General features: G+C 57.7%; 19 protein-coding genes. 7 read left to right on the top strand and 12 right to left on the bottom strand.

All coding sequences use genetic code 11. From position 1 onward, the window contains the following. Positions 1-15 precede the first annotated feature (15 nt). Complete coding sequence (brxC, locus tag ACZ500_RS21635) at positions 16-3,459, bottom strand: BREX system P-loop protein BrxC (RefSeq protein WP_464229498.1); 3,444 nt, start codon at positions 3,457-3,459, stop codon at positions 16-18. A gap of 57 nt (positions 3,460-3,516) precedes the next feature. On the opposite strand from brxC, the gene ACZ500_RS21630 reads away from it, so the two are divergent. Further along, positions 3,517-3,681: a hypothetical protein gene (locus tag ACZ500_RS21630; RefSeq protein WP_464229497.1), complete on the top strand. Its 165-nt coding sequence runs from the start codon at positions 3,517-3,519 to the stop codon at positions 3,679-3,681. Here the strand turns inward: ACZ500_RS21630 and ACZ500_RS21625 are convergent. The 5 genes from ACZ500_RS21625 to ACZ500_RS21605 all read right to left on the bottom strand — a co-directional run bounded on the left by ACZ500_RS21625 (position 3,678) and on the right by ACZ500_RS21605 (position 8,238). Then, positions 3,678-4,241 (bottom strand): BREX protein BrxB domain-containing protein, encoded by a 564-nt coding sequence (locus tag ACZ500_RS21625; RefSeq protein WP_464229496.1) that lies wholly within the window; start codon positions 4,239-4,241, stop codon positions 3,678-3,680. The genes ACZ500_RS21630 and ACZ500_RS21625 overlap by 4 nt on opposite strands. Then, positions 4,228-5,127, bottom strand: a complete 900-nt coding sequence (locus ACZ500_RS21620; RefSeq protein WP_464229495.1) for a hypothetical protein — start codon at positions 5,125-5,127, stop codon at positions 4,228-4,230. The genes ACZ500_RS21625 and ACZ500_RS21620 overlap by 14 nt, the downstream gene beginning before the upstream one ends. 923 nt (positions 5,128-6,050) lie before the next feature. After that, entirely contained in the window at positions 6,051-6,176 is a 126-nt protein-coding gene (locus ACZ500_RS21615) for a hypothetical protein (RefSeq protein ID WP_464229494.1), read from the bottom strand. Positions 6,177-6,273: 97 nt separating this feature from the next. Further along, positions 6,274-7,980: an FAD-dependent oxidoreductase gene (locus ACZ500_RS21610; RefSeq protein ID WP_464229493.1), complete on the bottom strand. Its 1,707-nt coding sequence runs from the start codon at positions 7,978-7,980 to the stop codon at positions 6,274-6,276. Positions 7,981-8,043: 63 nt separating this feature from the next. Then, positions 8,044-8,238, bottom strand: a complete 195-nt coding sequence (locus ACZ500_RS21605) for a hypothetical protein (RefSeq protein ID WP_464229492.1) — start codon at positions 8,236-8,238, stop codon at positions 8,044-8,046. Between the two features lie 190 nt (positions 8,239-8,428). On the opposite strand from ACZ500_RS21605, the gene ACZ500_RS21600 reads away from it, so the two are divergent. Beyond that, complete coding sequence (locus ACZ500_RS21600; RefSeq protein ID WP_464229491.1) at positions 8,429-9,262, top strand: formylglycine-generating enzyme family protein; 834 nt, start codon at positions 8,429-8,431, stop codon at positions 9,260-9,262. On the opposite strand, the gene ACZ500_RS21595 is transcribed toward ACZ500_RS21600, so the two are convergent. The 6 genes from ACZ500_RS21595 to ACZ500_RS21570 form a co-directional block, all read right to left on the bottom strand. Further along, entirely contained in the window at positions 9,237-9,911 is a 675-nt protein-coding gene (locus ACZ500_RS21595; protein ID WP_464229490.1) for a hypothetical protein, read from the bottom strand. The two genes, ACZ500_RS21600 and ACZ500_RS21595, sit on opposite strands and share 26 nt — an antisense overlap. Positions 9,912-9,925: 14 nt before the next feature. Continuing rightward, entirely contained in the window at positions 9,926-14,650 is a 4,725-nt protein-coding gene (locus tag ACZ500_RS21590) for a PilC/PilY family type IV pilus protein (RefSeq protein ID WP_464229489.1), read from the bottom strand. A gap of 50 nt (positions 14,651-14,700) precedes the next feature. Continuing rightward, entirely contained in the window at positions 14,701-15,303 is a 603-nt protein-coding gene (locus ACZ500_RS21585; protein ID WP_464229488.1) for a pilus assembly PilX family protein, read from the bottom strand. 36 nt (positions 15,304-15,339) lie between these two features. Next, positions 15,340-15,777 (bottom strand): type IV pilus modification PilV family protein, encoded by a 438-nt coding sequence (locus tag ACZ500_RS21580; RefSeq protein WP_464229487.1) that lies wholly within the window; start codon positions 15,775-15,777, stop codon positions 15,340-15,342. Positions 15,778-15,957: 180 nt separating this feature from the next. Beyond that, positions 15,958-16,737, bottom strand: coding sequence for a prepilin-type N-terminal cleavage/methylation domain-containing protein (locus ACZ500_RS21575; protein WP_464229486.1), 780 nt, complete (start codon positions 16,735-16,737; stop codon positions 15,958-15,960). Continuing rightward, positions 16,728-17,279, bottom strand: a complete 552-nt coding sequence (locus ACZ500_RS21570; RefSeq protein ID WP_464229485.1) for a GspH/FimT family pseudopilin — start codon at positions 17,277-17,279, stop codon at positions 16,728-16,730. The genes ACZ500_RS21575 and ACZ500_RS21570 overlap by 10 nt, the downstream gene beginning before the upstream one ends. Before the next feature lie 389 nt (positions 17,280-17,668). On the opposite strand from ACZ500_RS21570, the gene rlmD reads away from it, so the two are divergent. The 5 genes from rlmD (at position 17,669) to qrcC (ending at position 24,457) form a co-directional block, all read left to right on the top strand. Continuing rightward, positions 17,669-19,720, top strand: a complete 2,052-nt coding sequence (rlmD, locus tag ACZ500_RS21565) for a 23S rRNA (uracil(1939)-C(5))-methyltransferase RlmD (protein ID WP_464229484.1) — start codon at positions 17,669-17,671, stop codon at positions 19,718-19,720. Between the two features lie 417 nt (positions 19,721-20,137). Beyond that, complete coding sequence (gene rpsU / locus ACZ500_RS21560; RefSeq protein WP_028320526.1) at positions 20,138-20,323, top strand: 30S ribosomal protein S21; 186 nt, start codon at positions 20,138-20,140, stop codon at positions 20,321-20,323. A 231-nt stretch (positions 20,324-20,554) separates the two neighbouring features. Then, positions 20,555-21,214, top strand: a complete 660-nt coding sequence (gene qrcA, locus ACZ500_RS21555) for a menaquinone reductase multiheme cytochrome c subunit QrcA (RefSeq protein WP_464229483.1) — start codon at positions 20,555-20,557, stop codon at positions 21,212-21,214. A gap of 13 nt (positions 21,215-21,227) precedes the next feature. Beyond that, complete coding sequence (locus ACZ500_RS21550; RefSeq protein ID WP_464229482.1) at positions 21,228-23,654, top strand: molybdopterin-containing oxidoreductase family protein; 2,427 nt, start codon at positions 21,228-21,230, stop codon at positions 23,652-23,654. A gap of 50 nt (positions 23,655-23,704) precedes the next feature. Further along, positions 23,705-24,457, top strand: coding sequence for a menaquinone reductase iron-sulfur cluster-binding subunit QrcC (gene qrcC / locus ACZ500_RS21545; RefSeq protein WP_464233105.1), 753 nt, complete (start codon positions 23,705-23,707; stop codon positions 24,455-24,457). Positions 24,458-24,461: the final 4 nt, after the last annotated feature.

The raw sequence follows: 24,461 nt of genomic DNA, 5'->3' as shown, positions 1-24,461 counted from the left end.
CCTCATTTTTAACCTTTAAGTGATCACGATCGGTCCATCTTCGATTCTATCCAGCAGGTCGTTACGGGTCTCCTCGACCCAGGCCTCGACATCCTCACGGGTCTTCAGGGTTCCGCTGGACAAGGGGATATGTTGGATTTTCGGCTCAAAGAGCTTGTCCGCCTGGCGCCGGGCCTCGGCAAACTGCTGGGTCAGGGCCGCTGTCCTGGTCTTCCAGGATTCCAGCGAGACGTTGCCGAGGGAGGTCAGGACCTGCTCACCACTACCGACCGGTCCCTTTTCAATCCGGGAGAGGCCAATCTCTGCAAGAATGGTCTGTTGTTCGCTCTCATCGAGTTTCTGCCAGTTGTCGGCCCTGGACAGGTCCGCCATGCCTTGGTCGTAGGCGATGTGAAACGCTTTTTCCGCGTTGGTAATCGCTGTCCGTAGGCCATCCACGGATTCCTTGATCAGATCAGGCAACGGATCAGTGGCATCGAGCAGTCTGCGGTCAGCACGGATGGCATCGGCCTGAGAACGGATCGGGTCGGCAAAGGCCAGTCCGGTTGCATGCCCCAGCAACGTGTTCAATTGCTGCCAGGATGGCAGGCGGCGCTCGGCAAGGGCGCTGAGAGCCGTCCATTCCTCGACATTCTTTTTCAGAAGATCGTGGTCCTTCAGGGTCCCGGCCAACTGCTCATTGCCGGCCATGGACTGCACGTCGGTAATGTGTGTTGTTTTGGGTCTTTCGGGCAGCGGCGGTTCGCCCCCAGCCTCTTTTGCCAGGTCCAGAAGCTTCTGCAGGAATTGACCCGCTGCTGCGCCTTCTTCGTCGGGCTTGCAGGGCACACCCGCCGTCTGATAAAGGCCGCGAAGCTTTAAGCGGTCCTTGATGCCGATGGTGGTTGTTTCGGTGCGGAAATCGGTGACCGGGATCTTGTTCTGGTCCAGTTCTTTGGGCTTTAAGGGGATACTGTTCTGGGAAGCGGTCACCTGCCCCGTGGCAAAGAGACTGATGAGCGCCCCGTCAATCGCGTCCCTCGGCCAGCCATAGGGAGCGGCCTCGAAGGTGGTGCGTATCTCCTTCCCTTTCTTCCCTGAACCGACATGGGCGAGCACGGCGGCACAGACCGGGTGCTTCTCCACCTTGTCCTTGAAGTCGATGACCTCGAGCGGGGTTTCGGAGCCGCCCCGGGCACGGGCGATGACCTTGTTCCAGCGGGCGTCATCCGCCTTTCTGAAGTCCGGGAACATGCGGTCAAGGGAGGCTGAAACCGCTTCATTCAGTTTGTCGGCCAGGGAGAGTTCCAGCCGTTCATTGCCGCCGCCCTGGAACACCTTGGAACTGTCGATGATCTCCTTGATCAGGCCGGCCAACCGCTGGCTCGACTCTGCCAGGCGGGTCTGCATGGCTTCCCGGGCCTCGATGCCCTCCTTGGTGGTCGGCACCCCTTTGAAATCCAGGGTTCCCTGGGCGGCATCCTGTTCAGCGATCCGATTCTTGATGGCCGTAGCGTGGCTCTTGGGGATAAAGATATGGATGATGGGACTGTCCGGGCTGGCGGCACGGGCATCGGCCAGCACCGTCTTTTCGTCGGTGCCCCATTCATCACGTATCCAGACCGGAATGTCCTGCTTGTTCTCAACCGGCGCATCCTGGCCGAAATGGAGAAGCAATTTGCGCGGCACCTTGCATTTGCCATGCATGGGTTTGATGGCGCCAAGGGCCTGCTGGCAGGCGGCCGCCAAAAGCTGCCCGCGCTTGCTGGCCATGCGGGCGGAGTCGTTGATGAGTTTCGTCTCCCGGCTACGGAACTCCTGCTCCCATTCGCTGGACTCCTTGGTCTGCAGGCTGTACTCATCATCCACCTTCATGAGCGCGCCCTGGGTGACAAGCTCGTCGAGCAGGCCGGGGATGAGACTGCGCAGTCGAGCGCCGTCGCTGGACAGGTTTTCCACCAGGAGGTCGGCCAGCATCTCGGGAGTGGCCCGCACCCCGATGTCAACGGCGGCTTCGCGGGGCAGTTTTCTGATCACAAAGACCATGGCACAGAGCCGGGATTTCAACCGGCCGTTTTCGGTGCCGTCATCCTGCCGGCGAATGATCTCATCGATCTCCCGAAGCAGGACACCGGTCTGCAGCAGGTTTGGCGATATTTCGTCAAAGAGGAAGTCTGCCGCCACCACGGTGCCGACCGGTGCGTCCGCTGTTTTGCGGATGGCGTCGTAGACGATGCGAAGCTGAGTGCGGAGCTGCCCGGCCGTGCCCGCCTTGTCCACGGCCCTCAGGGTGTTCTCCCAGAAACGCCGGCGGACCGGCAGCAGCGGGTAATCCTCCACCAGGACTGCTCGATCCTCGGAACGGGAGCCGATCTTTGATTCCTTGAGCTGGCGGTCGATCTCGCCGCCATGATCATCCAGGCACTTCTCCACGTCACCGATGCGGTCGGCCCGCTTAGCCAGCACCACCCGCCGGGTCACGGTTTCCACGTCATGATCGGATAGCTCGACATTGACCGTGAACCGGCCCTGCAAGCGCTGAAGAGCCGGGGTTCCGGAAAGGGCTGTCTGGCCGGTCCCGACGAAGAGAAGGCTGGAACCAAAACGCTTGCTGCAGGCCTCCACCACTTCCTGGACGATATAGGAACGGCCGGAGTCGTCACCGATGTATTGCTGGACCTCGTCCAGGATGATCACGGTGCAGGGCATCCTGCCGTCTATTCCCAGGGCATCCTGCATGGCCTGGACAAACTCCTCCGTACTGATATCTTTGGGTTTTGGAAACTGTGCCCGCAAGGTCGCCTTGACGTCTTTTTCATTGGCTGCGAAATTGGCATCGGCCTTGAGCAGCGCCCTGGCAATGACCGGGCTGACATAAAGGTCATTCAGCTCCTTCCGGAAATCACGACCGGCCGCCTCGACCTCGGCAGAGACCGGATCAAAGAAACCATTTTTTCGGAGCCAGATGCAGAAGCGGGCCTGGGGATAGCTTTCCGGCAGGTTTGCGGAACGAAAGACAATGCCAAGAAGAGACAGACGCACCGAGTCACCCGCGCCTGCACCCAAGGTGCCGGAGGCGGCATGCAGGCCACCGTATCGTTTGCCGAGAGTGGAGATTTCTATGAGATGGTCTTTGACTTCATCCGGCAGGCGGGCCAGGCCCCGGGCGGTGGCCCCGTCCTCGGGAAAGGTATAGTCGATCCAGAGATAGTGGAGCATTTTGGCCAGGTGGGATTTACCGCTGCCAAAAAAGCCGCTGATCCAGGCGGCCGGTTGCTCCGGCTGGCCCGCATTGCTGACATAGGTATCCAGGATGCGGGAAAGGCCCCGCTTGTACTCGCCCTCACAGACAAAGTGTTCGAGTTCGAAGCGCAGGGTCCGTCGTTCTTCGTCAGTAAAAACGTCGGTCATGGCGGCAACGCCATTATTGAGGAGAGTGATCTTGTCCGGGTCCCGCTGATAGATATCACGGTTTTTCATCGGTCCTTTTCTCCTGCGATGTTGTCAGACATGAAACTAGGTAGTTTCCATCCGGAAATGGTCTTTTTTGCCAATCTCGGCGTCAATCTGCACGTTTGCTTGTGCGGCGACCACCAGGTCGCCTCCGCGCAAACGTTTGATTTCCTTGATATTGGCCAAAAATCCTCATTTCCGGATTGGAAACTGGGTTCTATAAGAAAATCATTTCCGGATGGACACTAGGTAATCGAAATCTCCTCGTGCAAAGTAATGGGAACGGCATGGTAGTTCCAACCGTCCCTGGCATCCAGCAGCCGGTAGTTGGCATTTTCAAATTCGCCGGGAAAGAATAGCACCAGGCGCCCTCTGATACTGTTCTCGATCCGAAACATGATCTCCGAAATGCGTACAAAACCGAACAGGGAGGCAACGCCAAACACACCCACAACGGTCTTATGATCAACGTCTTGTCCGCTCAGGTTTTCCTGCAAAATGGCGACGACATAATCGAGAAAATCATCCTCCAGTTTCAGTTCCAGATCCTCGGGCGACTCAAAATAACTCTCCCGATAGTCAATACCTGCCATCCATTGCGAGAAGACACCAGAAAGATCGATCTCTTTCCAAGGGTGTTTTGCCTTGGCCGTTGCCAGAGCAAAAAGCTCCTTGCGGTTGATCAGCCGGCGTTCATCCGTTTTGTCGTATACAACAAAGATTGCTTTCTGGGCGCCGGCAAGACCCTTCTGCCAGGGGAGCGATACATAGCGTTCGTAGCGCTCGGCAAGTTTCTCAATCCGCCCCATGCAAAAGCTCCTTATCCGCTTCAGTGAGTAATTTCGGGAAAGAAATATCCATGAGAGAGCCTGACTGCTTGATGTCCAAAAGTCCTAATCGCTTGGCATCATCGGCTCGCTCCCGGGCTTCCAGTTCATCAAGATCAAGCACCTTGACCCAATCACAGGCAAAAAGATTCTGACCACGAATTCCTTGCAAGTAGCCCAATAGTAAAGCATAGGCTGCACCAGCCGGGGTTGCGCGGACCATTTGTCGGAATTTCCTGGCCCGGCCCTGCATGTGGCCGGCTTGGGTCCAGGATGAAGATGCGTTGCGAACGATCTTGTCCAAGGTCGAATCATTGAATCGTCCGCCGGTTCCCGCTTCAAGGGCATCGGTCATATCCTGGCGGGCAAATTCCTTCCCTGCCGGGGTTTGAAGCACCGGTGCCGCAGTGAGACGGAGGAGCGGGTCACGGGATAGGGCTACCAGAAGAGCAAGCTGCCGCCGACTATCCGGATTGCTTTGCCAAAGGCTTCGCATAACCCGAAACAATGGGACAGATGGGTCAAGTGCGTACAGCTCACTCAGCCGCTGCAACGACAGTTTTCTCGTCGAAAGTGTCTGCTTTCCCAGGCAGTTCGCTTCAAGCACGGCCTGTTCGTAATCCCCCGGGGCAACATTCCCAGGAACGGAATCAAGAAGCGATTGAAGCTCACTGAACATCATGGTCCGGCTTGAGTGTGTTCCTTTATCGCCAAAGCGAAAACCCAAGCGGATGAGTGATGAAGGAGTGTCTGAACGTAAAAGAGATGTGAACATTGAACCTCTCGTAAAATGGCGATCAATTTTCGCCGGCCAGTTAGCCGGCGCATTTCTCGCACAATAATTTTGCCTTTTCTTGTTGTCAAGCAAAAATAACTTGTTGCGCGCTGGCGGGATGGCGAAAGACCCGGGAGCCAGCCGCGGCCTGACAAGCGGTTGGCTATACTCGATTGGATGGTTGCGATGGAAGCTTGGAAACGAGAGAAGTATCCTTCGGGGCGGAGCCGGACCACGCACCCGCAAGCCGGGCAGCGGTACCTCGGAATCTCGGCAGGTTCCCCGTACCCGTCAAAACAGGCGGTGGTATACCCATGCCCCCACAGCTTCCCTTCGCATTTGGGGCAGGATGGCGGCCTGGGCCAGAGATATTTTCGGCCCAGCCTGAAAAGGCTCTTGACGCATACCTCGACAAATACTATCAATAGAGTACGGGTTGTGAGTTTTACTCACATGTTTTTCGGGGTAAAGGGTGCTGCTACATCCTTTACCCCAATTGTTTTCTATGCCCGCTTTCGCCCTATTCCCAAAGCCAGAATAATTCGACATCCGACCCCCTCTAGTCAAGCGTTTGTGAAAAATACGGCCCCCTTCCCGACAGCATATTCTGCCAACCGACAAATGTGGAACTCACGCTCGGGATGATTTTTCTCGAAGTAAAACCTGAAAAGTCATCAGGAGATGAACTTATCCTGGGTGAATCCGGGGAAGCTGGCGCAGGGAAATCCGTATCGCCACCTAGGCAGTCCCGTTCCGTCACTTCCGATAATTCGAGCTGTTGAACCGCCTTTGCGAAGGTATTCATCTGGTCATTTCATCCGGCGCAGGCTCTGCTTGTTGTCTTCGGCCTGCGCATCGAGCTTCTCGAGCCGTTACTCGATCTCGGCGGCTCCAACCCTTTCAAGAGGATATTGCGCATAATAGCTCAGTGTCCATCCGGAAATGATTTCCCGGTACAACCCGGTTTTCAATCCAGAGATGAGGATTTTTTCTTCACACGCTTCGCGTGCTCGGTCTCACCGCTTCGCGGCGGGTGCCGATTTGCCGATATCAAGGAAATCGAGCGCTTGCGCGGAGCCGCCCTGGTGGTCGCCGCACAAGCAAACATGCAGATTGACGCCGAGATAGGCAAAAAAGACCATTTCCGGATGGGAACTAGCTCAGCCTCCGTAATGATACGGAAAATATCACTCCCCCCGAAAGCCGGATCAGGCTTGCGGCATTTACTTTTCGATCGGTCTAAAGATCCCCCGGCCATTTCTTGACCGCGGCCATCCCACCCTGCAGGTTGAAGGTGTTGTGGAACCCCATTTCATCCAGAAAAACCTGCGCCTCATAAGAGCGCACACCCGTGTTACAGATCAGAACGATGTTTTTATCTTGGGGCACCTCCGAAAGCCTCTTTCGAAGCTCATCCTGCGGAATGCTCTTCCAGTGTTCCGGATATTTTTTGACATAGGCCTCGGCATTGCCCCAGTTCCGGCAATCCATGAAAAAGGTTTTCCCGTTTTCGCGGTGGTTCCACCACTCGTCAAACTGATCGACGTCCATCACGCGGTTTTTCCCATCGAGCAGGTTTTCGGCGGCGTTCCCCAAGGCGTTCAACACATCCATGGCGGATGAAAACGGCGGCGAGTAGGGCAATTCCATATTGCTGACATCGGCCGTCGTTGGCCTGTGTTTGAGGATGGCGGCCACGGCGCTGATGCGGGCCAGAAGGCCGTCCCCCTTGTTGCCGATCCCCTGGATCCCCAAGACCCGCCGGGTGCCCTTTTCCACCACCAGTTCGAGGTAGAGAAGATCCTTTTCCGGATAGAAATGGGCCCTGTCGAACTGCACCACGAAGGTGCTGACGGCATCGAACCCTTCCCGCCGGGCCACACTCAGGGAAAGCCCGCTGCTCGCCACCGACATGTCGAAGAGTTTGACCACAAAACTGCCGACGGCCCCTTCGAACTCGGCCCGACCCCCGGCGAGATTCGTCCCGACCACGCGTCCCTGACGGTTCGCGAGGGAACCGAGCGGCCAATACCCCGGTTTTCCCGTGATCAGATTCGGGATCTCCACACAATCTCCGCCGGCATAGATCGATGGATCCGAGGTCTGCATGCGCGTGTTGACCATGATGGCCCCGCGCTCCGAGACCGCAAGCCCGGCCTCACGAGCCAGGTCGACGTTGGGCGTCACACCTACGGCCATCACCACCAGATCGGCCTCCAGGGCTCCCTGCCCGGTCAGCACCCGCTCGACGCACCCTTCGCCCTCGATTCGGCGCACCTCCTCACCCATCTGAAACGCCACCCCGCTCTCCTCCATGTGGCGCTGTGCCATCCGTGCCAGCGTGGGGCTGACAATATGGGGAAGAATCTGGTCCTGAACCTCTACCACGGTGGTCTCGATGCCCCAGAGGTCGCTCATCGCCTCGGCCATCTCGAGCCCGATGGCACCCGCCCCGATTACAACGGCCTTGCCGACCTGCCCCTCTGCAATCCGCGCCTTGATCCGAACCGCCTCATCGAGGCTCGAGACCGTGAAGACCCCCTCGAGTTCGGCGCCGGGGATCGGCAGGCGCCGGGGCCTGCTACCGGTGGCCAGCACCAACTGATCATACGCGATCCCGCCTTCCTTCCCCGTCTTCAAATCGATGACCCGGAGCAGCTTGCCCTCCCGATCGATCGCTGTGGCGCGGGTCTCGGTCATCACCTCGATCCCCTTGGCCTCCTTGAAAAACCGCGCATCGCGCAGCATATGGAAGCTGGTCGACTGCAGCTGGTCTGGGTCGCTGACATCCCCCGAGATGTAATATGGAATCCCGCACCCTCCGTAAGAGATCATACTGCCCTGATCGATCATGATCACACGGGACCCCGGTTCGAGCCGCTTGAAACGGCAAGCCGCCTTGGGACCCAAGGCGACGGCACCGACAATGACAATCGTCTGAGACATGACACTCACTCCCTGAATCGTCCTCTGCGGGCTCATGCTCCGCCCGGGGACAGCAAGAGGTTTTCAACCCGAAACGGTATTTTCCCAGCCGGCTGCGTCTTCGCCGTCGTGCCGCGCACCATGGCGGCGCTGCGCTCCACGCAGACCGACCACATCGAAACGTAGCACCGACCACCGTCCACCGTAGCCCTGTCCCGCATCGCGGCAGACCGTCGGCCGGGCCAGCGGAAGGATTTCTTTTCCCGGTAGAAAACCCATTCAATACATGGCGCACCCTGTACCTTCACCAGCGCGCGCCGCAGGCAAATCGAATCGGACCTATCCTAGAGCATCCACTCGGAAGGGTTCAACTTTTTTTGTCTTTCGCCGCATTTCCTTCCGTGATATCGTAATATCGACAAGGTTCTGAGGACCTTTCGGAATGACACCCATTGCAGGAGGAAGGCTCATGCATTTTTCCTTGAAACCGGCTTGCCGCGGCGCCCTGGTTTTCGTGCTCGCCGTCACGGCGGCTGCAGTTTTCCCTTGCCTGAGCCGCGCAGCCGATCCAACCTTTCAAAACCGCTTGGGGATGATGTTCGCTCTCATCCCTTCCGGATCTTTCAGGATGGGAAGCCCGGTGGACGAAACGGGCCATGAAGCGGACGAAGCGCTTCACGAAGTCCACCTCTCCAAGCCGTTCTACCTGCAGACAACCGAGGTCACCGTCGCGCAGTGGCGCAGCGTCATGGGGGCCAGCTGGTGGAAGCGGGACCGCGAGAGTCTGAAACCTATCACCAAAGTCTCCTGGTTCGATTGCGAGGACTTCGTCAAAAAGCTGAATGCCATGGGTGAGGGAACCTACCGCCTGCCGACCGAGGCCGAGTGGGAATATGCCTGTCGCGCCGGAAGCGGGACGGCCTATGCCTGGGGCGACACCCTGACATGCCGGCAGGCCCTTTTCGGGAACAATAGCATCAAGTCTCCTGAATGCATCCCCACCGTAAAGGAGATCGGCCTCGAACCGGATGGTCCGGCACCGGTGGGGAGCTACGCCCCCAACGCCTGGGGACTTTACGACATGCACGGAAATGTATGGGAATGGTGCCTGGGGTGGTACGGCAGCTACCCGGGGGGCCCGGTGACGGATCCTGCCGGCGCGCAGGAGGCAGGCATGAAGGTCCGGCGCGGCGGCAGCTGGTTCAAAGGCGCCCGAATGTGCCGCTCCGCCAACCGGAACTTTGCCCATCCGGCCAGCCGCTACCGAACCTTGGGCTTCAGGGTGCTGAGGGAGGTCGATTGACGGCAGGCGCGGGAGCCGGCTTTCCAGGAGGCTTTGCGAAGCCTTTTTCCGCGTGTTCGAGTTCTCGGGGCTCGAGCGACCAGAGCGAGACAATCGCGCGGTCCGAACTTTTGAGAAAACCCACCTGCATTCCTACCCTGAAATCTTCAATGGAGGCAGACCGTTTCCTGAAGGTCGCACACTGCAACCCGGACCTCAGCCGGTACAGACAATCATCGATGACGATCTCGCCCTCGCCGATCCGGTTGACCATCCCTATGCCGTCGAAGCCGTCGGGATAGTGGGGCGGCAGTATCCACTCCCCTTTGATGCGACCTTGCTGCAGCGGCTGCGGCTCCGCCGCCGCGGCCTCGTCCGCTGCGGCGAAAACCACGATCCCCATTAGAAACACGACAAACAGAATGTATTTTTCAAGTTTTTTCATCGATATCACACCCCAACAACGGTTATCCGCGCTTTTGAAAGCGTGCAGAAATCCTGGAAGGTGCCCATCCAAAGAGGCTCGTCCAACGCCACCCGATTTCCCTACCGGAGAATGAGGATTCCTGCCTGACGTCAAGAAACTCCGGCGATTGCACAGAGCTGAGCCATGGGCTGCGCTGAACAGGCAAACGTGCAGATTGACGCCGAGATTGGCCAAAAAGACCATTTCCGGATGGAAACTCATCGGGCGACTTCGATCCAGTAGCCCATGCCGAGACGGACCGCCCTTTCCCTGAGCGTGACGATGCTCCCGGTCGATGAACTGAAGTACTTCACCTCGCGATGATTGTCGAGGCGCAGGATGGCCGGGGGCTGCAGTCTTCCGGGCCGGCGGAATCCCGTCGGTGAGACCCATACTGGGTTTTCTTCGTCTCCGATATTGATCCGATCCTGATCATCGATATCCCCGTCGTCATCGATATCGATCTGCGGCGTGGTCAAGCGTCCGCCCGTACAGGCATCCATCTCGTGGACGATCGAATCCCCGCCGGTCCCGCAGGGGGAAGCCTCCGGTTCGAAGGAGATCACGATGGCCTTCCCGTCGCGCACAAGTACGTCCACCACCATCCTTTCTTTGGTGAAAGGAAGGTCGAAATACCAGCCGGCATGGTTCGCCGTATCGGCGGATGGATCGGGGGAACCGTTCTCGTCGCCGTCTTCGCCGGTCGCCCATACCGGGGTGTTGTCGCTCAGGGTACGCAAGTAATTGTTTTCCACCTGCCGCCAATCGATCTGGGTCTGCTGAAGAAGGCTCACGGTGGCCGACTGGTTGGATAGCCTGTTCTCTGCGCTCCTTTCAAAAGAGCCCAGATACTCGCTGTCATCCGCATCATCTCCGTAATCCCAGATGCCGTAGACCGTCTGGGCGCCGGAATGGTAAAAGTCGGTGTCTCCCAGGTACCGGCCGGTTCCGAATATCACCATATAGCCGTGCCTCGAGCAGTGGAACATGACATCCGGCTTGGTGGTGATCGGCTGCAGGCTCCCACCCGGCCCTTTGGCCTGGAACAGCGGCCTCGGCGAAGAGCCTTCCTTGTAGGCGATATCCCAGAAAGCAGGGCTTTCGGCGGTCAAGTCGAACTTCCAGAGATTCCCCCGCAGATCCCCCGCATACACGTAATCGACCTTGCGGTCATAGTCGACATCGACAGCGACAGGCGTCGAAAGCCCGTTGCACGAGCCAACTCCGGTATCGATCGACTTGATCAGCGACCCGCTCGAAGGATCGAGAATCAAGAGCACCGCTCGACTCTCGAGGCTGTTATAACCGTTCCCGGCGATCACGACCCATCCCGCCTTTGATTCCACGATCACGGGACGGCTGTAGGTAAAGCCGAGCAGGTCCCGTTCCGCGGCCGGCGTCGCGTCGTTCGGGTATTCCCACAGCACCCTCGCGGCCAACTCGGTCTCCGTCGCAATCAGGAAGGGGTCCGTGACATCCAGGGCGTAAAAACCCTTGCCGCCTTTTCCCAATCCGCCTGCAAGCAGGGTCCTTCCTGCAACGCCGGAGAGCGTCACTCCCTCGCGCGCGGCCGGCGTCAAATCGACGTAGTATCGGTGGGTGTAGGCCGCATTGGCAAGCTGCGACAGATTCTCGAACACCAGGTTTGGGATGAAGGCAAACGCCTCATCCCCCGTATCCGGATCGAAGGCATGCAGCATTCCGTCGTTGCCGCCCGCATAGAGCATCCCGTTCTCGAAGAGCGGGGAGGAATGAACGATGTCGCCAAGGATTCGAAACCGGCTGCGGAATGTCCCCCCGTTCTCCAGTTCGTAGCTGGTATCCCCACGAAGGAAGTGCAGAAGGTGGACGGCCTCGCTGTCATCCAACTCCCAGTCCGGATCGAGGCGGGCTTTCTGCTCCGCCGTAAGCTGATCGAAACGGAACGGTGTCCCGGTCGACGACCCGTCGTAGGTGGCGATCCGCCTTTCCGTATTCCAATCGGTCTCCTCCAGCCGGTCCGCCGCCGACCAGACATACGCATTGGTCGTGACATCCCCGGTCAACGGGTTGACCGAATAAGCCTTTACATCCCCCGACCATCCGTCACTGTAGTACGTCGACTGGAACACATAGACGCCTTCCCCGACTCGCCCATAGAGTTCATCGCCATTGATGGAGACCGACGAAGCCGACCCGATGCGGGCTTCGATATCCTGCATGATGGCCGTAAACGCATTCAGCAGTTCCTCGGGGCTCGCCACGCTCAGATACCTCCCGCGGCCGTTGACGGAGGCGTGCCACAGGTCGTCGATCTTATATTGAAAAGTGATCGAGGGGTTGGGCCACTCGGGATAGGGGCCGTCCACGAGATCATAGTCGGTCGGGTTCAGGGAGCCGAAAACACCGAAAGAGACCCCGTAGGTCACCACATGCTGGTGCGTCGCATCGTCATACGGGTTGACAGGCACGAGGTCCTGCAGATCCGGGGCCAGATCGTTTTCGTAGTAATACATGGCGACGTCGGCCAGGGTGTCGGCGTACCCATCGGCGTACGGCACACCGTTGTCTCCGTCCTCGTTTCCAAATCCCGGGGCGCCGCCGTTATAATGCCCGTCGGTAAAGACCACCGCAAAATTCTGCTGGCACTCGCCACCCTCCTCGGCCGTGGCGATGGGGGAGGGACCCACCCCGCCGTCCCCCCAGGAAAAGTGGTCATCGGTCTGGTTGTAATATCGGCAGGTATCGCGGAATCCGGCCCGCAGGGGCGTAGCGGCCTGTTTGAGGACAACCCCGTAAGTGTACAAGGAATCCAGCAGCCTTGCAGTCTCGTCGATCCCGGACACCTTGATCTTCAAGACCGGCTGAACCAGGTAACCGTTGATGCTCCGGATACCGATCTGGACCCCCTGCATGTTCACGATCACGTTCGCCATGGCCGCTGTCGCAGCCAGCTCACGCCGCCGGTAGTAGGAATACCAGTTGGCGAAGTTCTGTCGTTCCGCCGCATAGCTCCGGCCGTTCACGACATCGGAGGGCGGATCGACGTTTTGGATGATCTCGCCGAACTCCACCTTCTCGTCCCGGTCGCGGTCGTCGATCCGATAATAGCGGATCGCTCCGTCCAGGACGACCAGATAGGGTTTCTGCTCCTCGAAAGACCAGGTGTAATAATGGGCCTGGGTTATGTCCAGGGTGGGGGCCCCTGCAGGCACGAACTTGACTGCATCGGCACAGGCCCGGTTATCGTCGCCCCGCCTGGTATGATGCAGGCTGACGCCGCCCGTCGCGGCAGCGAAGTCGTATGTGCCCAGAAGGACCCAGGTCCCCCCGTTCAGCCGCTGGTTCACGAAAACGGTGTCATCGCCCCCCGCATGGTGCACCGTATAGGCCACCGACTCGGAACGATAAGCGTTGCTGAACCAACGGGTATAAACCTCAAAGGTTCCGGCCGGCAGCCGGTCACCGGGCGTCCAGGACGCCGTATACTCCCCATCGTAAGGCGTCCAGTAATAATATCCGTTATAGGCACTCGAACCGCTGGCGCTGTACCAATAGCCGCTGCAGGAAAATCCCTCGCCCTGATCATCGATGATGATCGCCTGATCGATGCTGGCATAGGTACCGCCCAGATCGAGGGTCAGATCGGCATTCGTCGGATGGGAGCGCGGGTTGGCCGGATCGGCATCACTGAAAGTGGGCCAGGGTTCATAATCCGTCGAGGGGTTGTAGTACATCCTGTTGTACCCCGACCACTGGGACTTCCAGCGCATCCGGTCTTCCCCCTCCAGGATCCGGGAGTAAACGCCGGTCTTGTAGACATTGTCCCCCGGGTTATCGAAGATGTAGGAGAAGTCGTCGAAAAGGCCGTCCACTTCGGACGTCATGAACTCCCAATCCATGCTGCCGGAATCGTCCACGACAAACATGATGTTGGCCGGCGCGCCGTGCCGGCGCGCATCCAGGGGGGAATCGGCGATATCCACACAGGATTCCGGCGGCACGCTGAAGGTGGCATAAAGGGTGTGATCGGCCGCAACATTGCTGAAGGTATAGCTGGATACCGCCCCGACCGAAACACCATCCACAAGAACATCCTCGACGGTATTGCCGAAATTGGGCTCGATCGCAAAGGTCTGGCTGTCCCCTTCGGAAACCGTGAGCGTCCCCGTGGGCGTGACCGTACCGCCCTGGCCCGCTGCCACCGTTATAGAATAAAACGAGCTGCACGTGACTTGCAGCGTATACGTCCCGGTCCTGCTCGTGTTGTAGTGACGGACCAGGACATAATAGGTGCCAGGCGTTACCGTTTCTTCGATCCGGAAATTTTTGTCGTTGCCGCTTATGTTGTCGTGATGGGCGATCTCGCTGCAATCACCCGCCAAGAGATAACCGTATGTATTTGTACTTCCTTGAGTATATACAGTCAGAATACCGGAGCCTGCCATCTGGATTTCAAAGTAATCCAGATCTCCGGCTGGATAAATATTCCCAGATGCAGCACTGTTGCAGGATATCGACGTCGCCGATTCGCAGTCGTTCCCATGATCGTCCGGTGCAAACGCCGTATTCAGGAGATAACTGCCTACCCTGTCGGCGCTGTAGTGACGCACCGCCACATGATAGGTTCCGGCATTCAGGCTCGTCTGGATTGAAAAGTTGGCGTTTCGGCCATTGTCATCATCCTCCAGGAGGATATTGCACTCCGAATCGAGCAGGTAGCCATAGGTATCCATGTTTCCAGTGCTGAAAACTGTCAGGACTCCGCCGCTTTCAAACGTCAGTTTGAAATAATCCCAGTCCCCGGGCGTCTCGATCTCCCCCGCCGTAATGCCGTTGTTGCCGATCACTGCAGCCTCGCTGCATGTATCGGCATAGTCATCCGCACCCGCCCGAGTGGGGAGAAAGAAGGCCAAAAGAAAGAAAACAGCAAGTATCTCAAGACATCCGCGGGAGTTTTTCATAAAACGAACCCGTCCTAGATGAGATTTACAAATCTCAGACAGATAGAAGGCTAAAAGGCTTTGCGATATCCTGCTTTGATAATGGCATTCCCGTTGTTCACGCCGCATCGGCCATAGATCGCGAACGCATGGACTCTGGATCGACTTGCGTCAAGGGAACTGCCCGACGCGATTCCCTGTGAAACGGCAAAGAACCGGGCCCCGGACAATCCACACTCCGCTGTAGACGAGTTTTCGCACTCCCAGAAGATGTCATCGCAGACATCCACGTCAGCTACGCTTCCGAGGTCCGTCTCGAGCCAGACCGGTGGATTCCGAATGGGGTCCGAGATATTCTGCATCCGCTGCGCCGCCTCCATGACAGCCGACTCCGCCAGGTAGAAATTCTGCGCATAGACCCTTTCATTGCCGGCTATCCTGAGCTCGATAACAGCCGTGGTGGTAGCCGCGATGCCTATGACACTCATCAAAATCAGCATCACCACACAAACGATCAGTACCGACCCTTCATGATCCATTTTGGCGCCTCTCCAGCCGGAGCGGCGCGCAGCAACTGTCCTGAAAAACGCCCGCCTACCGGCCATTCTGGCTCCAAACACCTTCCCGTTCGTTTTCCCGTGGACACCGGAAGGGAGCCGGAGAGCCCTAGGCATAGATCCTCCTCCTCGAGCCGTGCGTCGTTTTCGGAGTCAAAGCTCCGGCTTGATGCAAGTCAGGCGGACCAGCCTGCTCCGATCCCTGCCCTGCCAGGCCACGACCACCCTGACCGTTTTGGCATTGGCTACGGGATCGTCTTCACTGACGTTCCAGAAGAGGGTATAGCCTCCCCGGGCCTCCGATTGGTCCGCGCCTTCCCCAGTATCATCCAGCCCCGCCCCGCCGTCACCGTCCATATCGGTCAGCACCGCGTCGTCATATTCACGAATCATCAGATCTTCAATCTTGTCCCGAGCCCATTTCGTCGCTCGCGTCACATCACGGGCATCCGCGTTGCCCTGAATGGCCGTCATCTGCATCCGCGCAATCGCCAAGAGACCTACAGCCAGGATGGCCAGGGCGATCATCACCTCGATCAGGGTGAAGCCCGCCGGCGCTCGAGGCCGTCTTTCCTTTGCGGGTCTCATCATCCATTTTTCCCTTCGTCACAGATCCTGAACAACAACCGCCATCCAGCCCCAAAACACTCAGGCCGAAAGGGGGCCGGCCACCCGCCGTCATACGTCGGAACACAAACTGCAGGTCACCGAACAAGCCAGTATGCAGTTCGAAGCGGGTATCGGCCAGATAAAGCCCCGGATTTAGACAGCTTATGACCCCGTATTCCGGCACTTTATCCGTACGGAAAGCGATCTTCGGCGAAAGTGGTCGCCCGGTGCCGCTAGGATCACCGTTCCGCTCTGATTGACATAGTTCGTCGTATCCGTGAAATCCCTGTCGATCTGACCGGTCCGTGCAACCAGGCTCACTTCGACATAGCGGATTTGCTCCGGCAGGACGGCTATCCCGCCATCATCACGAAGATACACAAGATCCATAACCTCGATGTTCTGAGCCACCGGTACCCCATTCCGGAGCAAGTCGCTCACCCCGTTGCCATCCGAGTCGCCCAGAGAATATGCAACATCTTCGTCAGCATCCAGACAGTCGCCGTCATAGAATTCATCGGGCTCGTCCACCCGACCATCATGGTCATTATCCAGGCCGTCACCTTCACCGCCCCTGACATCCATCGTGAAACGCAGACTCGAAGAAGACGCTGTAATTATCCCGGCCGGCGCAGACCCTGAAGGATTGCACCCTGCCATACGGATATCGCGCTCCAGGAAATACATGGCCGTCCGGAGGTTTTGCTGGGTCGCAGCCACAGCCTCCTGCACCAGAGAGGTCTTCTGCTGAGAGAGATACACCACATACACCGCCGATAGCGTAATCACCGAGAGGCACAGAGCGACCAGCAATTCCAACAGGGTGAAGCCGGCGCTCCCACACAGCCCTCTACGCCTGCGTGCGACGGCCCGAATGCCCCGCTCCTTTCCACCCCCATGAGCGGCGTCTCTCCTCCAGCATCCTGACAGACTCACCGCCATGCGACGCCATCCCACTGGCGCATCATGATCAGGCCGGTCGGCAGAGTACCGACGGCATAGGAACGGTCCTGCTCCTGATGCTCGAGATAAACGTAACCCGAATCGGACATGCCTGTCGGACCGAACAGAATCACCCCCTGATCGTAGGTGACATTGCCGTTGTCGAAGCCCCCCCCATTTGCATCCGCTTCTTGTGTGGCGCACCCATGGCCGAATGCGACCCCGCTGCCATATGGCTGCAGTTCCACGCGCTTCTCCACCGAATTATCCGCAATCGATGTCCACAAACCGTCCGACCCGCTTCCAGAGCAGAGGTAATAGCAGCCGTTGCCGGCGTCGAAAAGAATGCCGCAAACCGCATTGCGGCGCACAGCCTCGAGTTTCATCTGCTGCATGCATCCATACAGTTCGCCGGCGGCGCGCCGCAGACGATAATCCGGCAGCCACGCCGCTATCGCCGGGATGGCGACGGCGGCAACCACTCCGAGGATGCTCGTCACAAGCAATAATTCCAGGAGGCTGAAACCGTGCGACCGAACCATAAGACCCATTTTCCCCCATTTTCATCGAGTGCAAGAAGGATACCCTATGCCCTCGTCCATTCACGAAGAAAGTGGATGCTTTTTCTCACACCCCGCGCCGGCGAACTTCAGACTCCCGACGGCCGTATGCCGGACTTCAAAGAAATCACCCAATCTTCAGCAGAATCCATTCCTGCATGTGGTGAATGTTTTCCTATACGCCACATCGAAACGGACTTCTCCTGTTACGTCACACACCGATCATTTCGTTCTTGCAATTGCTATAACAAGAACGTAATCCAGATGTGTGCTCTCGGCAAAGCCGGTTTGATCGAGGATACATGCATGGGGTGAAAGAAACGGCCTCGTCGCCTCCGGATCGGCGAAGCGAGTATAGTTTCCATCCGGAAATGGTCTTTTTTGCCAATCTCGGCGTCAATCTACACATTTGCTTGTGCGGCGACCTACAGGTCGCCTCCGCGCAAACGCTTGATTTCCTTGATATTGACAAAAAATCCTCATTTCCGGATTGGAAACTGGGTAGTGCCGGGAAATCATTTCCGGATGGACACGAGTATGGTTTCCATCCGGAAATGGTCTTTTTTGCCAATCTCGGCGTCAATCTGCACGTTTGTTTGTGCGGCGAACTGCAGGTCGCCTCCGCGCAAACGCTTGATTTCCTTGATATTGGCCAAACCGGGACCCGCCGCGGAGCGGTGGGACTGAGCGGCGAAGCGGTGAAGAAAAATCCTCATTTCCGAATTGGAAACCGAATCATGCTGGATAAAATATTCCCGGATGGAAACGAGTATAAAATAGCGACCTATTTTGAAGGAAACATGTTAGAAGTTTTGCATCGGGTGAACTTTTTCATGCCGGCACGCCTCGACCCTAAGAGGCTGACCTTGCGGCGACACGGTCGGACGCTTTGGAGCAAAGAGCCGCTGTTGGTGGGTGGAAGCTTTAAGAGGCATCCATCCGGAAATGCTTTATCCAGCACGAACCAACTTCCAATCCGGGAATCATGTATGGGTTTGCGAAAAGGTCAACACATCGAACTCGAAATCGTCAAAGCCGCATTCGGAGGCCGGGGAATCGGCCACTTCGAGGGCCGGGTCGTATTCGTACCACACGCTGTCCCCGGCGACCTTGTTCAGGCACGCATCACTAAGAAAAAACAAAATTGGGCGGAGGCACGCTTCGAGGGGCTTTTACGCCCGTCTCCCGACCGCATCGTCCCACCCTGCCCCTACAGCGGGTATTGCGGGGGCTGTCAGTGGCAGCACCTGAAATATGAAAGGCAGCTGCTCTATAAGCGATCCTTCGTGGCGGAAAACCTGGCTCACATCGGAGGGCTGAGCAACGTCGCCATACACGAGGTCCTTCCTTCCCCCGCCCGCTTCGGCTACCGGAACAAGATGGAATTCTCCTTCTCCGACAGGCCCTGGCTCCTTCCTCACCAGATGGGCCGCGGCGTGGATCTGCCTCCGTTCGCGCTCGGTCTACACGTGCCCGGAACCTTTTTCAAGATCATCGATCTGGATGCCTGCCTTCTGCAGGGGGAAGAAGGCAACACTATCCTCTCGGCCGTCAAGGGCTTCGCACGGCAATCAGATCTGCCGCCTTACGGGCTCAAGAGCCATCTGGGATTCTGGCGCTTCCTGACCGTGCGTCGCTCCGACGCATCCGGGCAATGGCTGGTCAATCTCGTAACGGCCCAAAGCCGCCCGGATACGATGCGCACCCTCGCTGCAACCCTCATGGAGCGCACCGGCGCGGTTGCCACGATAGTCAACAACATCCATTCCGGCAAGGCCTCCGTGGCCATCGGCAGCCGTGAAGATTTGGTCAGCGGTGAAGGATTTCTGGAGGACCGAATCGGTTCCTTCCGATTCTGCATCTCCGCAAACTCCTTCTTCCAGACCAACACCGCGGCGGCCGAGATCCTCTACCGGACCGCCGCTCGATACGCCGGACTCACAGGGAAAGAAACCGTTCTGGACCTATACAGCGGGACAGGAACCATCCCGATTTTTCTTTCCGGTGAAGCGGCCCGTGTTACCGGGATCGAAATCAACCCTTCAGCGATCGAGGATGCCCGCAGAAACTGCGAAATGAACCGCGTCCAGAATTGCCGTTTTCTCTGCGGTGATGCACGTGAGGTCCTCAAGACGATCGGAGAGGTGCCCGATGTGTTGATCGTCGACCCCCCCCGCGCAGGGCTGCATCAGGATGTCCTTCAACAGATTCTCGATCTGAAACCCGAAAGACTCGTTTATGTCTCCTGCAATCCCTCCACATTGGCGCGGGATCTGGCACTCCTCGGACCGGGTTATGAAACGCTGGAGGTTCAGCCCGTCGACATGTTCCCCCACACGTATCATGTCGAATCGGTTGCACGTCTTGCACGCCGCAGGCGGTTCAGCCCCGCGGCTTCGCCTCCCTTCCCGGATTCGGTATAGGGAAAAAGGGACTCCTCCGCGAACCTTTTCTCGAGGGGCTGAGATCTCCAAAAAAAAGTTGACAGGGAGAATGAAGATTGTATGATGGTTTGTCTAGAGTTTCTCCGACGGAGAATCCCTGTCAGGGCGGTATCGTCTAAGTCATGGGTTCGAAGAAGGTTAAAGGGGGTGATTATCTATGAATGAATCCTTTCTCAAACACCACCAGGTGAGGGATTCTTTCGGTATACGCAAACCGGAAGATCATCCTTCCCGACGTGGGTGCCCCTTGCCTTCACTACAGGTCGAAACCTCTCATCAGGTAGGCTGATGTGAAAATCGCACTGTAATGGGCTGTAAAGCCCCGGAAGGTCAGGTAAGCACCTTCAGCCGTGCGCTGAGGTGCTTTTTTTATTTTTTGTGTCGAGGTACGAAATTATGAAGGTGATCGTTCACAACAACCAGATCGAGAAAGCCATCAAGGATCTGAAGCGTAAACTGACCAAAGAAGGTTTCTTTTCAGAGATCAAGGAGAGACGTTTCTACGACAAGCCAAGTGTTCAGAAAAAGAAGAAGCAGGCCAAGGCCGCAAAGCGGCGCCGCAAAAGGATGAAACGCATCTAGCTCCCGAACCGGTCTTCGGCACGGCCTTGCCTGAAATCGCCCTGAGGTTTCGGGCAGTGCCTTGCCGCGGGAGACCGCAACCCCGTCGCATCCCCTCACCGACCGGTCCAGCCCGCCTCTTCCAACCGGTTTTTCCGCTTGACAAAAATCGGCCCAATAGGTAAATACGCAAAAATTGTCAGTCAGGTAGCAGAGCAGAATCTAAACCCTTTCCGTAAGAGGCCTTACCACATGAAAAATCCAGCAGATTCCTCCGAAAAACCTTCGAAGGGTGGGTGGATCTTTTTTCTTATGGGTTTTATTGGATCCCTGATCGTGGGGTGGGTCATTTTCCCCATGGTGCTGTACTCCAAGCAGGCCCAGCCGATCAATTTCAACCATGCCTTGCACATGGATCCTGAGCGGGTATTCGGCATTGACGGCGAGACCGAGGCCGAGCGGTGCGAGTTTTGCCACGCGTTCCGGGATGACGGCACCTTTGCAGGAATCCCGAAATTGGAAAACTGCACCCAGTGCCATGACGACCCTGAGATGCCCATGGGGGAAACCGAGGCTGAACAGGCCTTTTTGAAGGAATACGTCGCCGATGAGAAGGAAATCCCCTGGCTGTCTTATTATCGCCAGCCCGATTGTGTCTATTTTTCCCATATCGCCCATGTAGAAATGGGGCAGATGGAATGCCGCGTGTGCCACGGAGACCACGGCCAGAGTGAGATCCTGCCGCCCTACGAGGAGAACCGCCTCACCGGGTACAGCCGCATGATCTGGGGCAAGCGGATCTCCGGACTCAAGGAGAACACCTGGGATCGGATGAAGATGGACGACTGTGCCGAATGCCACACCGATAAGGGACAGGAACAGAACAACGCCTGTTTCGTCTGCCACAAGTAAGGGGATGATTGCGATGAAACTAGACAGAAGGAATTTCATCAAGCTGATGGTCGGGGGCGCCGTAGGTCTTCAAGTGACACCGCTGCCCTGGAAGATCACTGACGATATCGCCATCTGGACCCAGAATTGGCCGTGGGTGCCCGTTCCGGCCGAGGGGGCCTTCAACCAGGAAGCATCTGTCTGCGCTTTGTGTCCCGGGGGCTGCGGGATAGAAGTCCGCAAAGTCGACGATCGTGCCGTCAAGGTCGAGGGGCGTGAAGATTACCCCATCAACCCCGGTGGGTTATGCCCTTTGGGCATGGGCAGCCTTCAGCTTCTGTACAACGAGGACATCCGCTTCACCGGTCCTATGAAGCGAGTCGGTCCCCGAGGCGCTGGTATATTTCAGGACATCAGCTGGGATGAGGCCTTGGAAATATTGGTGGGTCGCCTGACCGCACTGCGCAGAGACGGCCGCCCTGAGGCCGTGGCTGCGATCGATGGAAACCCGGTCGACTCTACAGTCTCCCTGATGATTCAACGTCTTCTGCAAACCGTCGGCAGCCCCAATTACCTTCGCGTCCCCTCCTTCGAAGACACGGACCGGTTGGTCAACCTCCTGATGCAAGGCGGAGACGGGCCCATCGCTTACGATCTCGAGAACGCCGATTTCATCCTCAGCTTCGGCTGCGGGCTTCTCGAAGGCTGGGGCGCTCCGGGCCGCATCCTCGGGCTCTGGGGAAAGTGGCACGATCGTGAAAACAAACACAAGCCCACCGTGGTTCAAATCGAATCCCGAGCCACGAACACCGCTTCCAAGGCTGACCAGTGGATCGCAGCGGCTCCCGGCACCGAGGCCGCCCTGGCCCTAGGCATCGCCCATGTCATCATCAAGGATGGGCTGTACGACAGGGACTTCATCGAGCAGAAAACCTTCGGCTTCCATCCGTGGAACGCCGCCGACTGGAAAGAACATCAAGGCCTGCAAGGATTGGCCCTCTCGGAATATTCACCCCAAAAGGTCCAGGAAATCACCGGTGTAGCAGCCGACCGGATCGTCTCCCTGGCCCGGGCGTTCGCCAAGGCCAAGGCCCCCGTCGCCATCTGGGGAAAAGGCAAAGGCGACTTGAATGGCAGCCTTTATGAATCCATGTGCATCCACAGTCTGAATGCCTTGGTGGCCAACATCAACAAGCCCGGAGGGGTGCTGGTCCTCGACCGGCTCCCGCTGAAGGCGCTTCCGGAAACGCCCCTCGACGCCACCGCCGAGGCCGGTCTCAAACAGGCACCTGTCGGGGCAGCAGGCGACGAAAACAGCCCCTTCGCTGCGAATCTCCTGACCCGTTTCAATGAAGCCGTCCTGGCCGCCGCGCCATCCCCCGTCGAACTCCTGATGGTCTTCGGTGCCAATCCGGCCTTTACCATGCCCGACGGCGGCTCCATGCGCCGGGCGCTCAAGGCCATTCCTTTCATCGTCAGCTTCTCCCCCTTCCGCGACGAAACCGCTTTCATGGCTGACCTCGTCCTTCCAGACCACATGGCCTTCGAGAAGACGAACGAGATCATCCAACCACGAGGGATTCAGTATCCCCTCTACGGCTTAGGCAAACCGGTGGTCAAACCGCTCTATCAGACGCAGGAAGCGGGGGAGACCATCCTGAAGCTTGCCCGCAGCATAGGCGATACCCTCCAAGCCGCCTTTCCCTGGAAAACCTTCGAAGAAGTCATGGCCTTCCGGGCAGAGGGGCTTTTCGAGGCCGGCGGGGGGCTCGTGCGATACAAACCCTCGCAGCCTCCCTGGGCCTGGAAACCCTCTACCCCATCCAATTCAGGTTTCAAATCCTCAAAGGACATGTGGCAGAAAATCAAGGCCTCCGGCCTTTGGTACCAGCCCCTCGACCATCAGCGGGCCGCCATGACCACATTCAGAACCCCGACAGGCCAGTTCGAATTTTACTCCACCCGGCTGGAAATGAAGTTGAAGGATCTGAACAAAGCCCCATCCTCCGACCTCGTCTGCACGCCGCATTATGCACCACCCTCGCCACCTCCGGACCCATCGCGGTATCCCCTGGTGATGGTGCCATATGACATGCTGAACCTTGTCAGCTCCTGGCTGCCCAACCCGCCGTTCCTGAACAAGACCCTGTTCACGGATCAACTGCAGAAAGACATCTCCTTCGCCGAGATCCATCCCGATACCGCCAAGGCCTACGGGCTGAAGCAGAACGACCTCGTACGAGTGGAATCGGCGGCCGGCGAGGTCCGGGTGCGCATCTGTCTCTTCGAGGGGGCTATGCCAGGTGTCGTCTATCTGCCTTTTGGTTTAGGACACACCGCTTACGACGAATTTGCACGCAACAAGGGCGTCAATCCCAATGACATCATCACAGCCGGGGCCGACCCTCTGAGCGGCCTGCCGGTCTGGTGGAAGACCCCTGTCCAATTAAACAAAGTCTAGCAGCGAGGTAGATCGTGAAAGAGAAACCTGCCAATGGCCACAGCTACGGCATGGTCATCGATCTGGACAAGTGCACGGGATGCGGCACTTGTATGGTGGCATGCAGTGTCGAAAACAACGTCTCGGTCCGCCCTGACGAATCGGATCCGCAGCGTCGGCTCACGTGGATGCGCCTTTACAAGGTCACCAACGGAAAACCTTTCCCGGAGACCGAGGTCAGCTATTTTCCGCGGCCTTGCATGCAGTGCGACCATCATACACCGTGCGTCTCCGTCTGCCCTGCTACAGCGACGGAAATGAGTTATGAAACCGGGATCGTGAGCCAGATCTACACCCGGTGTATCGGCTGCCGTTACTGCATGGCCGCCTGTCCCTACCATGCCCGCGTCTTTAACTGGTGGGACGGCTATTTTCCCAAGAGCAAAGGGATGACCCGCTATCTGTCACCCGAGATCTCCCCCCGGATGCGGGGGGTCGTTGAAAAGTGCACATTCTGTCATCATCGTTTGATGCGTGCCAAAACAAAGGCCTATGCCGAAGGCCGGCGTGAATTGGAAGAGGGAGAATATATCACCGCCTGTACCGAAGCCTGCCCTGCACAGGCGATCACCTTCGGCGATCTCAACAACCCCGATCACAAGGTAGCGAAGTTGATCAAGAGCCCGTATGCCTTCCGCCTTCTCGAGAAACTCGGCACAGAACCCAAAGTCTATTACCTTTCGAGCAAGGACTGGGTGCGGGAACTCGGAGACAACTTTCTGCCCGGCCAGTATGAACCCGTTACAAAGGTGAAAATGGGCTAACCCG

Source organism: Desulfatiglans parachlorophenolica, from assembly GCF_055394735.1.
Note: the sequence above shows the minus strand (reverse complement) of the source record. Positions and strands in the feature narration are given on the sequence as shown.